A 14,096-nucleotide genomic window follows, 5' to 3' on the forward strand; every position below is an offset into this window, starting at 1 on the left:
AGCGTGAGCAAATGTGATGGATCCAAGAATGAGTCAGACAGTATTAGCAAATGCGATGAATTCTCGAGAGAAGAGTGCCTGATTTTGCTGCATGAAGTGTGTTGCGGACCGTATAGTCGCTATTGCTGATTTCTGAGCTACTTTGCCGTAGTTTCGGACTGTATAGCTCTTATTGCCACGGATTTGCTCGCAGTTGGACTATATTTGTGTGAATAGCTGCACCTGAGTCCGACAGCACGAGAAAAAGTGTTGAATTCCGGAAATAAGTGCACCTGAGTCCGAAAGCGTGAGCAAATTTGATGGATCCAAGAATGAGTCCGACAGCATGAGGGAAAGCGATGGATTTCCGAAATAAGTGTATCTGGGTCCGACAGCGTGAGCAAATGTGATGGAGACGTGATAGTAGGGTGCCCAAGAATGATGGATGGAGTGTTGCGGACCGTATAGTCGCTATTGCTGATTTTTGAGCAACTTTGCCGTATTTTCGGACTGTATAGCTCTTATCGGCATGAATTTGCTCATATTTGGACTATATTTGTGTGAATAGCTGCACCTGAGTCCGATAGCACGATGAAAAGCGCTGAATTCCGGAAATAAGTGCATCTGGGTCCGATGCCAAAACTATGAAGTGTGAAAGACCATACAGACGAAGAGGACAAAGCGCACCATAGGTGATGTAGCGGACGAAGAGGACAAAGCGCACCGTAGGTGATGTAGCAGACGAAGAGGACAAAGCGCACCACAGTTGATGTGGCAGACGAAGAGGACAAAGCGCACCACAGTTGATGTGGCAGACGAAGAGGACAAAGCGCACTATAGTTGATGTAGCAGACATAGCGACCCTTAACAAAGCATATCCATCAGCGGCAGGATGACGGGAATTCCCTGTCATCCTGCCGCTTTTTATAAGCCAAAAGGCATGTAGGCTCTCCATCACTAGACCTACAGCGATTAGGTAGAAAATGGTCGAAATAGATGCGAATTTGGTTCACAAGCATCAGACGGTTCTCCAGTGAGGCCGTTCTGTGATCTATCTCGTCATACGTAAAGGTTCTGATACTATGAAAACGTAATCAAAATCTGGGTATAGGAGATTCCGACATGGGGGTACCTTCTGGTGAATTACTTCCCAGCGTCGATCCGGTTCATCGATCCCGCTGGAAGATGAAGAACAAACATAAGTTGTTCTTCATGGCTTTTCCGTTTCTTGTTGTCACCTTTATTTTCTATTATCTGCCGATCAGCGGATGGATTTATGCATTTTATGATTTCATTCCCGGAATACCGTTGTCTGACACGCCATATGTCGGGTTGAAATGGTTCAAGACGATTGTATCCAATCCAACACAGACCGCAGAGGTTGTGCGCGTGCTGAAGAACACTCTTGCCATGAGTTCACTTGGACTAATTACCTCAATATTTCCAGTGATCTTTGCGATTTTTCTGACCGAGATTAAGTCAGGCTGGTATCGCAAGATGGTGCAGACGCTAACCACGATTCCGAACTTTATCAGCTGGATTCTGGTATATGCATTGGCCTTCTCGTTGTTTTCCGTTGATAACGGGGTCATCACACACATTTTAGTGCAGCTTGGAATCGTTGATGAGGGTTATAACTTTTTAGCCTCCAGCTCAAATATTTGGGTCACGATGATCATTTGGTATTGGTGGAAATCGTTAGGCTGGGGTGCCATTCTCTATCTTGCTGCAATCGCAGGCATTGATCAGGAGTTGTATGAAGCCGTAGAGGTGGATGGTGCAAGCCGGTTCCGTAAAATCTGGCATATTACCATTCCGGGTCTTATCCCAACCTTCTTTGTCCTACTGCTGCTCTCCATAGGTAACCTGGTCAATAACGGGATGGAGCAGTACTTTGCCTTTCAAAATGCGATGAATAAAGATTCCATAGAAGTGCTGGATCTTTATGTATACAATATTGCGTTCGCTAACAACTTTCCGTTTGCCACAGCTGTCAGTATGCTGAAGTCGGTCGTTAGTGTAATTCTACTGTTCGCGGCAAACACATTATCCAAGATGGTGCGTGACGAATCTATCATTTAAGGCAGGGGTGATCCCATTTGAGAAAGAAAAAACTAACTTCTGGAGAATTAATCTTTCAAATTATTATCTACACACTCTTTGGATTGTTCACCCTGTCATGCATTTATCCATTCTACTATTTGTTCATTAATACGATCAGTTCGAATGATCTTAGCGCAGCAGGGTATATCAAATTTTATCCAAGGCAGATCCATTTTGATAACTATAGTAAGGTTCTAAGAATCAGTGGTTTAGGTCATGCGGCTACAGTCTCTATTTATAGAACAGTTGTTGGTACTTTGCTCACCGTTGGATCTTCGGCATTTCTTGGGTACTTGTTCACCAAAAAGGAAATGTGGGGCCGGAGTATTTGGTACCGCAGTGTTGTAGTTACGATGTATTTCAGTGCAGGGCTGATCCCATGGTATATCACCATGCATAACTTGCATCTGACTAATAATTACCTGGCTTATATTTTGCCAACCATTATTACTCCTTTTAATATCATTTTGGTCAAAACCTTCGTCGAGGCTATTCCTCCCTCACTTGAGGAGTCGGCGTCAATGGATGGAGCAGGTTACTTCCGGGTGTTCTGGAGTATCATTGTTCCTCTTACAACACCTATATTGGCTACGATTACGATTTTCTCAGCGGTGAATCAGTGGAATGCCTTTATTGATACGGCGTTTCTGATGACAGATACGAAATACTTTACGCTCCAGTTCTTATTATGGCGTTATTTGAACGAATCCAGCTCGCTCGCAGCCTTAATTCGTAATTCGCCAGATATGGCCGCTAGTGCAGCGAATATGCAGACTCCAACCTCTGTGCGGATGACTGTAACGATGATCGTCGTATTGCCGATTTTGATCGTGTATCCGTTCTTCCAACGCTTTTTCGTCAAAGGAATTATGATCGGTGCGGTTAAAGGCTGATGGGTGGCCGCTCTGGACCAGAACTGGGTTTTCCTCTGCAATAAGCAGAGTTGAACTATAAGTGAAGAGATGAAAGGGAGGGTATAAAGCAATGAGATTAAGAAGAGCATCGCTTGTCATGCTATCCGTAATCCTGGTCTTCGTTCTTGCAGCATGTGGCGGGGGGAATAATACGGCTAACTCGGGCAAAAACACGAGCACAGAGAAACCTACGTCGGCTGCCACGAATGCCCCGGCGGAAGAGACAGCAGCACCGGATGACGGAGCGCTTGATCATTCCAAGCCGCTGAAGCTGACTGTATTCTCAACAACCGCTAACTATGCCGGTCCACAGACCGGATGGTTTGCAAAAATTATCAAGGATAAGTTCAACATCGAAATGGACATTGTAGCTTCAAACCTGACTGGTGGAGATACCAAAATCTCTGCAATGATGGCTTCCGGAGATCTTGGAGATATCATCATTTTCGGTGACGACAAGAACCACTATCCAAACGCCATCAAAGGAAAGCTGCTCTTGGACTGGACACAGGACGGTCTTTTGGACAAATACGGAAAAGACATTTCCAGCACTTTTCCAAAAGCTATTGAAAAAGCTAAGGTAGCTTTTGGCGGTGGATCATCAGTCTTTGGTATGGGGAACAGCGTAGCTTCTAACCCATCCGGACCTTCTGAAGGAAAAGATATGACTTGGGGTCCAGACCTGCGCTTTGATCTTTACCAACAAATTGGAGCGCCAGAAATTACAAAGATTGAAGATTATCTGCCTGTGCTGAAAAAAATGCAAGAGCTCGAGCCTAAGAATGAACAAGGCAAAAAAACCTATGCTTTCTCGATGTGGTCTGATTGGGATGGCAACTATAAAATGACATTGGCTAAACAGTTCGCAAACATGATGGGCTATGACGAAATTCCTGATACTGCTGTGTATGTTAAGGCAGATGAAGAAAAGTATTATGACTTCTTATCCGAAGATAGCTGGTACATGAAATCGCTCAAACTGTATTTTGAAGCTAACCAGATGGGGCTGGTTGATCCGGACTCTATGACGCAAAAATTTGACGATGTTGTTGCGAAATACAAAGATGGTCGTCTATTGTTCTCTTGGTTCCCATGGCTTGGAGCTGCTAACTACAATACACCAGAAAGAACAGCCGAAGGTAAAGGTTTTGCGCTGGTTCCGTTCAAAGATGAATTGATGTATTCCACAGGGTTCAATGTTTACGGTGGTAACGGTATTATTGCAATCGGCGCAAAAGCTAAGGAGCCTGCTAGAATTATGGAATTCATTAACTGGATGTACACACCGGAAGGTGCAATGATTTCTGCAGGAAGTGGTACAGCAGTACCTAACGGACCTCAAGGTCTGACTTGGGATATTGATGCAAACGGCAAACCTGCAGTGACTGATTTTGGTTGGAAAGCTTATACTGATCAACAGAATACTCAAGTTCCTGCTGAATACGGCGGTGGTGACTACTACTATGGCTCCAATCAAATGAACTTCTCGTTTGTAGTTCCGGCGATGGTGAATCCAGAGAATAGTGAGCCATTCGATCATAATCTGTGGACAACAACCCTAGAGCGTAACCCATCCAAGCTTGATAGTGACTGGAGAGCGAAAATGGGCGTTCTGACTCCTAAGGAGTATTTTGAGAAAAACAATCTATTGGCTGTAGCACCACAAGGCTTCACTGGCAAAGAACCATTAACCATGGATAAAACAGTGGAACAAAAGAATAAACAAATCGGCACGGTTATTCAACAGATTTCCTGGAAAATGGTCTTTGCTAAAGATCAAGCGGAATACGACAAGTTGAATAAAGAAATGCATGATAAGGTAAATGGTCTTGGGTATTCCGAAGTTATGGATTTCTCGATTAAAAAGGCTGAGGAATTGTTCGAGGCCCGTAAAAGCGTTAAATAAACACGGCTAGTAACTATAAAATAAGGCGGGGCGGCGTGGAGGCTGTTCTGCCTTATTCTATTCAATTAAGGATAAATGTGGTATTCTCACATTAATATAAAACGCTTTCAAATAGAAAGAAGAGGATAATCCAGATGGTAAGAGTACCCCTGCGGAGTCATACTCCAGCTGTCAAATCCTTACGCAATACCTTATTTATCTATCTAGTAATCGGAACATTACTTCCGCTTCTCTTAGTAGGATTCGTAACCTACACCTCTATTTACTCCATCCTTTCAGGTAAAATTGGCAACGGGATCAGCGCTAGTCTGAGACAGGAAGCCTCAAGCCTGGAGAATGCCATCGACAATATGGATTTTGCCTCCAAGCAGTTTGCTCTGGACGGTCAGATTGTGCAGGAGATGTCCTCATTTATTCAGGAAAAACAAATTTTTCGCAAATCGCAAATGATGAATTCCATCAACCAGAAGATCAATCTAGTCAATTTTACGAACCCTTATATTGGACTTACAGCCTACATTATGCCGGACAGCGATGATCCCGTTCTGTTCACCAACATGAGCGCACGCAGAAATTTTGATATCAGTACATTGCCGTCTTTTATGCGATATAACGGGGCTGACTATTATGGACCACATCCTACTATGTACGCTGTTGGTGATAATCTCGTATTCTCGGAGCAGCGGATTGTCCGTGTGCCGGGCCAGCATAAGCTTTATATTTATTTGGAGACGAATTATAGTTTGTTTCGCAAAATCTTCAATCAGGAGTCCTACGGGATGAAAGTAAATCATCTGCTGGTCAATCAGCAAGGTAATAGTACAAAAGTGATCGACGGCAAACTTCCGCTAAGTATTATTAAAGCTGCGGGAAGCAACTCCAATCTCACCCATGAAACGCTAAGCGGATATCATCTGTTTCGTTACGCGAGTCCTCAGGGCTGGAAGCTTATTGCCGTTGTGAAAAAATCAGAATTCAACAGTGAAATTTATTCTTGGTTTTATAAAATGATCTTACTTGCCTTCTCCACCCTTCTTTTTGCCGGATTTCTGGCTTGGATCATCTGGAGGAAAATTTATGGTCCGTTGCGTAAGGTCAACCTTGAAATCAACCGAATGGCGGAAAATGTTACCGCTCCGGTAGCTTATACGAATGTGGAAGAATTTGATTTCGTGCTTACCAACTTTCAGCAGATGAAAAAACAGGTGAATGAGCTGATTGTTGCGGTTGCCCATAATGAGAAACAGAAAAGCCAATTTGAGATTGAGAAGTTGCTCAGCCAGATCAATCCTCATTTTTTGCATAATACCTTAAATACGGTACAGTGGATGGCCCGGTTAAACGGCCAGAAGGAGATCGACAAGCTGGTCACTCTTCTTGTAAAGGTGCTGCATTATAATCTGGGCAAGCAAAGCATCATTGTTACCATTGGCGAGGAAATTGAAGCGATTCGAAATTATATGGAGCTGCAGCGTATTCGTTATGATTATGAATTTGAATTTAACGTTGAAGCTGATGAGGATGTATTGTCTGTGGCTGTCCCGAGATTTTTGCTTCAGCCTCTGGTGGAGAACTCGATTTATCATGGATTAAGCGATAATGGCAAGGTAGATGTTGAGATAACGAAACATGGTGAAGGAGAGGTTCAGCTATGTGTGAGAGACAATGGCGCTGGGATGGATGCAGATACATTAGATCAGCTGTTGTCTGATGATGGAGCGAAAAAAAGGGGACTTGGAATTGGTTTTTCATATGTAAACCGGATGCTTAGAACCTATTATGGAGAACAAATGAAGCTAGAGATGTTCAGTAAGCCAGGAGAAGGTACGGTTGTATCCATTGTGATTCCGAGGAAAGGTAAGGAGGACTTCGATGATTAAGGCTGTAGTTGTCGATGACGAGAGACTCGTGCGAAAAGGCTTCATATCCCTGATCGACTGGTCATCCTTAGGGATTGTTATAGTTGGAGAGGCAGGTGATGGTAAATCTGCTTTGGAGCTGCTTCAACAGCAGGAAGTAGATTTATTATTTGTGGATTTGACCATGCCAGGCATTTCAGGCTTCGAGCTCATTAAAATGGTTAGACAACGGTTCGCAGGCATTCGCTGTGTTGTCCTTACTTGTCATCATGAATTTGACTATGTTCAGGAGGCTATGCGTTTAGGAGCCGTTGACTATATTGTAAAAACACTGCTTGAGATGGAAAATGCGGATGAAACCATCAGACGTCTTGTCGATCGTATTAAATGGGAGGACAATACACGGGATGCTCTGGTTCGTGGGGAAAGTAAACGTATGGCTGCTGATAAGGCTCTGCTGTATTTGCCCCTAAATCATCAGTGCAATGAAGAAGAATTATTTCAGCTGTCCAGCGTGAAAAATAATCCGCTCATTACTTTTCATGAGATGTGGATGTCGCCCTTATTACATCGTTTCTCAATAGATGAGAGCAAACGTGAGCTTAAGATCCAGCTATCCGGACGATGGCAGACCGCGCTGATCAGTGGATTGAGAGATCAACCCTTGCAGGAACTGGAGGAACAGCTCACTGCGAAATTACACCGTATTCTATTTTATCATCCTGAACCTGAGGATTTGACCTCATTGAAATATGAAGACATAAAGAAGGAACCAGCGGCTCCCTACTCAAAACAAGAGGCGGATAATCTGCTGGAGCAAGCACAGAATTTGAAGTGGACAATTGATGGAAATGAGTGGGAGAAATTTGTAGCAAACATACTTCAGCAGAAACCCCGTTCTGATCAGTTTCTGGCGTTTGCACACTCTCTAATACAAAGCTGGAGTTCTTTACTTTTAAAGCCTGAAGATGCTGCTCAACTGGAAAGGGACATCTCCCATAATCTGAACTGGTGCCATTGGAAGAACTGGCTGCGGCGATTTTCTGATCATGTGGGACGAAGAATGCTGGAGCTTGGATTAACTAAAGAGGTTATGTCCTGTCTTATTCGTGCAGTTCGTTATATGCAGAGCCATGCAGGTGACAAAATCAATCAGAGCGACGTAGCAGCCGTCATTAATATGAGCCGTGGTTATTTCAGCCAATGTTTCGCTCGTTTTGCCGGAGAGACATTTGGTGAATGTTTACGGGGAATGCGGCTGGAGCTCGCCAAATCACTGCTGCTGGAGACTACTCTTCCCGTCTGTGAGATTGCTTCGCGGTCCGGTTTTGAGGATGATCGTTATTTCAGCAGATTGTTCAGAGAACGTATTGGTAAATTACCAAGTGAATTCCGTGCGGAGGGGAAAAACCAAATATGAAATTTTGGAAATCTATCCTCCTAGTGTGTATGGTCATTGGAATGACATCATGTCGTGACAATATTGGTATTGTAGATTCGGTTGCAAGCCCTCAGGCAGGGGATGAGGCTACTTCTATCGCTTATAGCAAATATGAGGATCCGATTGTGATCCGAGTAGGGTTTAAGGTTCCCGACTCGCGGCTTAATACAGGTGACAGCAACGATAACAATCCAATCACCCGTTATTTAGAGAGCATTACGAATATCAAAGTGGTTCACTCCTGGGAAGCGAAGGGTGAGGATGCTTTTACGCAAAAGGTACAGCTTGCCATTGATAGCAACGATTTGCCTGATGCCATGGTTGTGGATCGGGATCAACTGAAGAAATTAATTGATAATGATATGATTGAAGATTTGACAGAGACTTATAAAATATATGGATCTGAACTTATCAAGGATATGTACAATTCTACAAAGGGGGAGGCATTAGAGGACGCTTCCCGCGATGGTAAACTATATGGATTACCGAATGTAGCTATTGATGCTGACTCTCCCGTGCTGCTCTGGGTACGTCAGGATTGGCTGGAGAAGCTGGAGCTGCAGCCTCCTCAAACTTTTGAAGACATCGAGAAAATTGCCAAAGCTTTTATTGAAAAAGACCCTGATGGAAATGGAAAAAGAGATACCGTCGGTCTAAGCGGCTACAAAAATATCGTATATGGAACTAAACCATTAGTTAATGGTCTGGATGCTGTGTTTAGTGCATTTCACGCTTTCCCCACGAATTGGATTAAGGATAACAACGGCAATATCGTGTATGGCTCCATTACACCAGAGACCAAACAAGCGCTTGCTAAACTTGCTGATTGGTATAAACGCGGGTTGCTGGATCCGGACTTTGCACTATATAAGGAAACTCAGGAGCCTATTATTACAGGTAAATCCGGGATGTTTTTTGGTCCTTGGTGGATGCCTTATTATCCTTTATCAGAGGCAGTGGCTTTGGATACGAAGGCAGAATGGAGAGCATATGCAGCTCCAGTTGACGATTCCGGTAAGTTTGTCGCTCATTTAGCGCCGGTAACAGATCGATATCTTGTTGTGCGTAAAGGTTTTGACCATCCTGAGGCTGTAATCAAACAATTAAACGTGTTTACAAGACTCGAAAGAAGACAGGATCCTAATCAAGAGGAGGTAAAAAAGCTGGGTGATTTCTCTGCGCAGACAGGCATTCAGCTGCGTGCTTATTATCCGTTCGATCTTCTGATAGATTATAGGGATGCGATTGAGAAACATTATGCTGATATCCAGCAGGCTTTGCACGGAAAGATAGACCCGGATACATTAAATTCTGATACCCGGCTCATTTATGATCAATGGGTAGCGGAAACAGAGCAGCCCAAAAAAGATCTTGAAGGCTGGAAAGCAGCGAATGCGTATAAATATGGAGTAGCTGTGTTAACCTCAACTGCTATAGAGGGAGTGCGTGGGGTCTTTTATGGGAACACCCGGCTTATGAAGACTAAATGGCCGGAACTGCAGAATCTGGAGAATGAGACGTTCTTAAATATCATTGTGGGTGATTCACCGCTTAGTGATTTTGATGCGTTTGTAGCTAAATGGAAGAGTATGGGCGGAGAAGAGATTACGGAAGAAGTTACTGAGCTCGTAAAGCAAAAGTAAACGTGGGATGCCTCAACAGCCTAATGGCTGTGGGACATCCTTTTTCTTATGTTCTATTCTTCGTTTTTGCTGATTTTTTGCAGCAGGAAATGTAGTTGCTCTACTTCTTCATCGGTTAAATGGCCCACAAGGCTTTTATTAAATTCATCTAAGATGGACTGTAAAACTGGGAAGAAATCGATGGCTTTCGGGGTAGGATATAGAAGGTGAGAGCGTCGATCATTAGGATCGTCTTTGCGCTCGATATATCCCGAGTTCTCTAATTGCTTCACAGAACGTGCTGTAGTTGCTTTATCGAACTTCAATTCGGCAGTTAACTGATCCTGAGTAATGCCTGGCCGAGAGAGAATCAATTTAAGAAAGCTATGCTGTCCACCACTACCGATTCCATAGGGGACAAATTGCTTAACCAGTTTCTTTTGATTTTGACGGTGAAGATGGGAAATTAGCTTCCCGATAGGCTCTCTTGCCAATATAGACACCTCTTTGGGTTATATGTTCGTTCATTTGTTGCCTTGAAATAAAGTGTACAATAAAGTCGTTGCGCACGCAACTAAATTGTTGTACACTGGGTATGGCGAGTTTGGTTGCGTGCGCAACTAAACAGTGATTATTAATATTTAATGAGGTGTTAGTTATGAGTTCTGTAAGTGCAACCTATCAGGAGGATAAAGAAATTCAGAAGAAGCGCTGGATGATCTTAATTGTTCTGAATATTTTTACGTTTATGTCCACCCTTGATGGTAGTATTGTCAATATTGCTCTGCCTGAGCTATCCAAACAACTGAAGCTGCCCATGGCGCAAATCGAATGGGTAACAACAGGATATTTAATGGCGATCTGTGCGGCGATCCTTTTCTTCGGCAAGCTTGGAGATATCGTAGGAAAGATTCGAATTTTTAAGATTGGCACGATTGTATTTGTTATTGGATCTATGCTGTGTGGGCTTAGTGTAAGCTTACCAGCCTTAATTGCTTCGCGCGTAATTCAAGCCTTAGGTGCTTCGATGACCATGGCGAACAGTCAGGGAATTGTTACGGATATCTTTCCTGCCACGGAGCGTGGTAAAGCCCTTGGTTTCATTGGTACATTCGTGTCTCTGGGAAGTATAGCCGGTCCAAGTCTAGGCGGGATTATGGTTTCCACCTTAGGCTGGGAGTATATCTTTTGGGTAAACGTCCCTATTGGCCTGATCGCTATATTTTTTGGATGGAAGGTATTGCCTAAGGATTTAACGAGAGTGAAATCTTCGATTGATGTGCCGGGCAGTTTACTGTTCGCTGTCTTTATCATTACTTTGTTCGCAGGATTATTACTAGGTCAACAGCTTGGATATGGTAACAGCTTAATTGTTACATCAATAATTGTTGCTGTAGTCAGCTTCGTTGCTTTCATATGGATGGAGCTTCGCAGAAAAGAACCGCTGTTGCAGCTGTCATTATTTAAGAATCCGTTGTTTTCTTTAAGTATCTTATGTGGTTTTCTCGTATTTACAGCGAATTTCTGCTTCAATATTATCGCGCCGTTTTATGCACAGAACATGCTTAATTTATCGCCATTCTATGCAGGCTTTTTGTTAATGCTGTTGCCGATATGTATGGTAGTCGTGGCTCCAATGAGTGGAGCGCTATCGGATAAAATAGGCTCGGAATTTTTGACTTTTGCAGGGCTGGTGGTCATGGTTATTGCGCAGTTCGGATTAGCACAGCTTCATGTAGGAAGCTCTGTTGTGCTGGTAGGTGTGTGGATCGCTATGCTGGGGATAGGAAGTGGTTTATTTCAATCGCCGAACAATTCGCTTGTCATGTCTAAGGTACCAAGAACACAGCTTGGTTCTGCGGGTAGTGTCAATTCGTTAGTTCGTAATGTGGGTATGGTTGTCGGCATAACAATTGCTACTACAATTCTTTTTCAAGTGATGAGCAGTAAAGCCGGCTATAGGGTGACAGGGCTAGTTCCTGGTCGGCCAGAGTTATTTATCGAGGGCATGCATGTAGTGTTTGTAACCTCGGCATCGATATGTCTAGTGGCTGCTTTATTAACTGGCTGGAGATTGGTGAGTGCAAGAAGCGCCAGAGTGCAGTCATCGGAAAGATAACATACCATGAAAAAGATCCTTCTGGCGCTACGGCTAAGAAGGATCTTCTTTGTGATGAAACTGTAAGGCTTCCTTAACGGCTTGCAAGTATTGATATTGATAACGTACATCCGGTTCTAGGTAGGCCCCTTCAGCCCATTCATTCCAGGCGTTGATATAAATATATTCACTTTTGAACATTTTTTTGGCGCGCTCAATTTGTCGTGAAAGGTATTGGCCGAATTTTTGAGGATTAGCGCCTAAGGTGCTTTGTCCGGCAGGGCCTTTACGTGGTGTGTTATCCCAGTTGACAAAGGCTCCCGGATATATGATTTCTCCGTCTCTATGGGGTGTCCGCTCCAACATAGATTCCCATAACTCATCATAATCAATTACGATATGCCTCTGATCCTCCACCTGCTTTGAGCTCCATAAATGCTTAACCCCGCCATGTGCGAATGTGTAATGCGGCTCAAATTCCAGACTGGCATCGAATCCTTGCTCTTTCTTTAGGGGGAAACCGCCCAGTGTCCGGACCAGATGAAGTCCTTTAAGTCCGTTCTGCAGAGCCAATTCGCGCCAATATTGAAGCATTTCTTCACAGTGCGGGATACTAGCAGACCGATAAATGATAAAGACAGGCTTATCCTCCACCCGGATATAACGATCATCTTTGAAGGCTTCCAGTAAAGCATAAAAGTGCATTCGCCAATCCCGTTCTTCTCCGTATTCCTGTGGCATCAGGACATCCTCTTCGGTGCCATCCCAGCTACGTGTCCAGGGTTCGTTAGCCCAAGAAAGGCAAAAGGGGAAGTCAGGCTCTTTGCTCGCAAGAATCTGCTGAACCGGTTGTTCCAGCAGCCGCCTGCCATTAAACCAATAGTGATAATAACAAAAACCGTAAATGCCATGAGCCTTTGCGGTCTCTGCCTGCCATTGTTTCACTTTAGGATCCGTTAAATCATAGTAGTTATTATTTAATGGCTTCTTGGGCTGATCATGTTCAGGATAAAGGGCTGCAGCCTTCCTGACATTCGTCCATTCTGTAAAACCCTCACCCCACCAGGAATCGTTCTCTGAGATCTGATGAAACTGAGGCAATACAAAAGCAATGCATTTCAAGTCAGGTCACCCCCTATGGTTCCTTGAATATTTTTCTCAGCAGTAACTTTCCTTGCTGGATATAAGAATGGTTATATTTAAGTTCCTTTAGGGCACGAGAGGCAGAAATTCTTCTTTCTTCACTATGTGAAAAATAGTGCTTAAAGCTATCGGAGAGCTCTTTGAAGTTCTGGAAACGAATGAGATCTTCTTCTGCAATTCGGTAATTATGAAGATGGGGATGATCCTCCACTAACTGAAATACACCGCAAGCGGTGACCTCCATAATCTGCTGCACAGAACCAGTGCAATTGATGACGATTTTTGCTCCATTATAATAGCTGGACATATCTTTACTATGGGTGATATCAATGAAATTTCTGGGGGGTTCCCAACCACGCCCGTCGATCATTACCTTAAGGCCTTGAAGTAGGTCTGAATACGCCAACGTGTAAAGCACACTATCGATTTGAAAATCGCCCAGAATGAGTACATCACTCTGATAACAGTCCTCCACACGTCTTGGATAATAGAGATCCGTATCCGCAGCATATGGGAGATAGCTGGAGTGTTTGCCCCATAAACCCTGGTAATAGATCAGATTAGCTATGTTCTGTGTGAAAATATAATCGAACAACAATGCCAGATTACGTTCTGTTGGAGTAAGACAAGCGGCATCTGCCATCCATACCGCTTTGGGAACGTTGGAAGCTTTCAGAGCAGGGAGGTTCTCCTCCGGAAATAGGGTCTCCGATCCTAGAGCTAATATTAGATCAGGTTGAAAATGAGCTAAATATTCCTCCAGATTATGCTGGAATTTAATAGCAAGTACTTCTTTGACCAAATGCCTTAGTTGATCCTTAAAAAGTCGTACATTAGGCATTTTATCACTTGCCACTGTAGGAACCAGCAGTAATATTCTTAATTGCTTGAGTTCCCGTTGCAAAGGCTCTGCTCTATAAGAGTTCATCTCTAGGATGAGGTTATGGTGTTGCGATGGATTAACTTGGCTGATGGTGACTTCGTGACTTGAAGGCCTTTCAGGAGTGAGCCTATTAGCTGTCTTCTTCATA

The 14,096-nt window shown here is 43.6% G+C and carries 10 protein-coding genes; 7 read left to right on the forward strand and 3 right to left on the reverse strand.

Annotation, left to right across the window (positions count from 1 at the left end):
• Positions 1-1,101: 1,101 nt before the first annotated feature.
• From MHH63_RS07515 to MHH63_RS07540, 6 genes are all read left to right on the forward strand, one after another.
• Positions 1,102-2,061 (forward strand): ABC transporter permease, encoded by a 960-nt coding sequence (locus MHH63_RS07515; protein WP_076130774.1) that lies wholly within the window; start codon positions 1,102-1,104, stop codon positions 2,059-2,061.
• A gap of 17 nt (positions 2,062-2,078) precedes the next feature.
• Positions 2,079-2,975: a carbohydrate ABC transporter permease gene (locus MHH63_RS07520; RefSeq protein ID WP_036685756.1), complete on the forward strand. Its 897-nt coding sequence runs from the start codon at positions 2,079-2,081 to the stop codon at positions 2,973-2,975.
• Positions 2,976-3,066: 91 nt separating this feature from the next.
• On the forward strand, positions 3,067-4,902 hold the full coding sequence (locus tag MHH63_RS07525) for an ABC transporter substrate-binding protein (protein WP_036685758.1): 1,836 nt from the start codon (positions 3,067-3,069) through the stop codon (positions 4,900-4,902).
• A 134-nt stretch (positions 4,903-5,036) separates the two neighbouring features.
• The gene (locus MHH63_RS07530) at positions 5,037-6,782 is read left to right on the forward strand and encodes a sensor histidine kinase (RefSeq protein WP_076130772.1); all 1,746 of its coding nucleotides are present in this window, start codon (positions 5,037-5,039) and stop codon (positions 6,780-6,782) included.
• Positions 6,775-8,181, forward strand: coding sequence for a response regulator transcription factor (locus MHH63_RS07535; protein ID WP_340392382.1), 1,407 nt, complete (start codon positions 6,775-6,777; stop codon positions 8,179-8,181). Before MHH63_RS07530 ends, MHH63_RS07535 begins: the two co-directional genes overlap by 8 nt.
• Entirely contained in the window at positions 8,178-9,845 is a 1,668-nt protein-coding gene (locus tag MHH63_RS07540; RefSeq protein ID WP_341171354.1) for an extracellular solute-binding protein, read from the forward strand. Before MHH63_RS07535 ends, MHH63_RS07540 begins: the two co-directional genes overlap by 4 nt.
• A 53-nt stretch (positions 9,846-9,898) precedes the next feature.
• On the opposite strand, the gene MHH63_RS07545 is transcribed toward MHH63_RS07540, so the two are convergent.
• Complete coding sequence (locus MHH63_RS07545; RefSeq protein ID WP_076130769.1) at positions 9,899-10,318, reverse strand: MarR family winged helix-turn-helix transcriptional regulator; 420 nt, start codon at positions 10,316-10,318, stop codon at positions 9,899-9,901.
• 164 nt (positions 10,319-10,482) lie between these two features.
• On the opposite strand from MHH63_RS07545, the gene MHH63_RS07550 reads away from it, so the two are divergent.
• A complete protein-coding gene (locus MHH63_RS07550; protein WP_076278765.1) occupies positions 10,483-11,943 on the forward strand; it encodes an MFS transporter in 1,461 nt (486 codons plus the stop codon).
• Positions 11,944-11,976: 33 nt separating this feature from the next.
• Here the strand turns inward: MHH63_RS07550 and MHH63_RS07555 are convergent, their stop codons facing one another.
• Together MHH63_RS07555 and MHH63_RS07560 are read right to left on the reverse strand one after the other, a co-directional pair.
• The gene (locus MHH63_RS07555) at positions 11,977-13,044 is read right to left on the reverse strand and encodes a glycosyltransferase WbsX family protein (protein ID WP_076130767.1); all 1,068 of its coding nucleotides are present in this window, start codon (positions 13,042-13,044) and stop codon (positions 11,977-11,979) included.
• A gap of 13 nt (positions 13,045-13,057) precedes the next feature.
• Positions 13,058-14,095, reverse strand: a complete 1,038-nt coding sequence (locus MHH63_RS07560; RefSeq protein WP_341171355.1) for a glycosyltransferase family protein — start codon at positions 14,093-14,095, stop codon at positions 13,058-13,060.
• Between the last annotated feature and the right edge of the window lies 1 nt (position 14,096).

It is taken from the genome of Paenibacillus sp. FSL H3-0310, from assembly GCF_038002785.1.
Lineage (GTDB): Bacteria > Bacillota > Bacilli > Paenibacillales > Paenibacillaceae > Paenibacillus_AQ > Paenibacillus_AQ odorifer.

Bases quoted from the DNA above. Each gene is read 5' to 3' on its own strand.
- MHH63_RS07550 (WP_076278765.1), top strand. From the start codon at position 10,483: ATGAGTTCTGTAAGTGCAACCTATCAGGAGGATAAAGAAATTCAGAAG.
- MHH63_RS07530 (WP_076130772.1), top strand. From the start codon at position 5,037: ATGGTAAGAGTACCCCTGCGGAGTCATACTCCAGCTGTCAAATCCTTA.
- MHH63_RS07535 (WP_340392382.1), top strand. From the start codon at position 6,775: ATGATTAAGGCTGTAGTTGTCGATGACGAGAGACTCGTGCGAAAAGGC.
- MHH63_RS07560 (WP_341171355.1), bottom strand. From the start codon at position 14,095: ATGAAGAAGACAGCTAATAGGCTCACTCCTGAAAGGCCTTCAAGTCAC.
- MHH63_RS07525 (WP_036685758.1), top strand. From the start codon at position 3,067: ATGAGATTAAGAAGAGCATCGCTTGTCATGCTATCCGTAATCCTGGTC.
- MHH63_RS07515 (WP_076130774.1), top strand. From the start codon at position 1,102: ATGGGGGTACCTTCTGGTGAATTACTTCCCAGCGTCGATCCGGTTCAT.
- MHH63_RS07540 (WP_341171354.1), top strand. From the start codon at position 8,178: ATGAAATTTTGGAAATCTATCCTCCTAGTGTGTATGGTCATTGGAATG.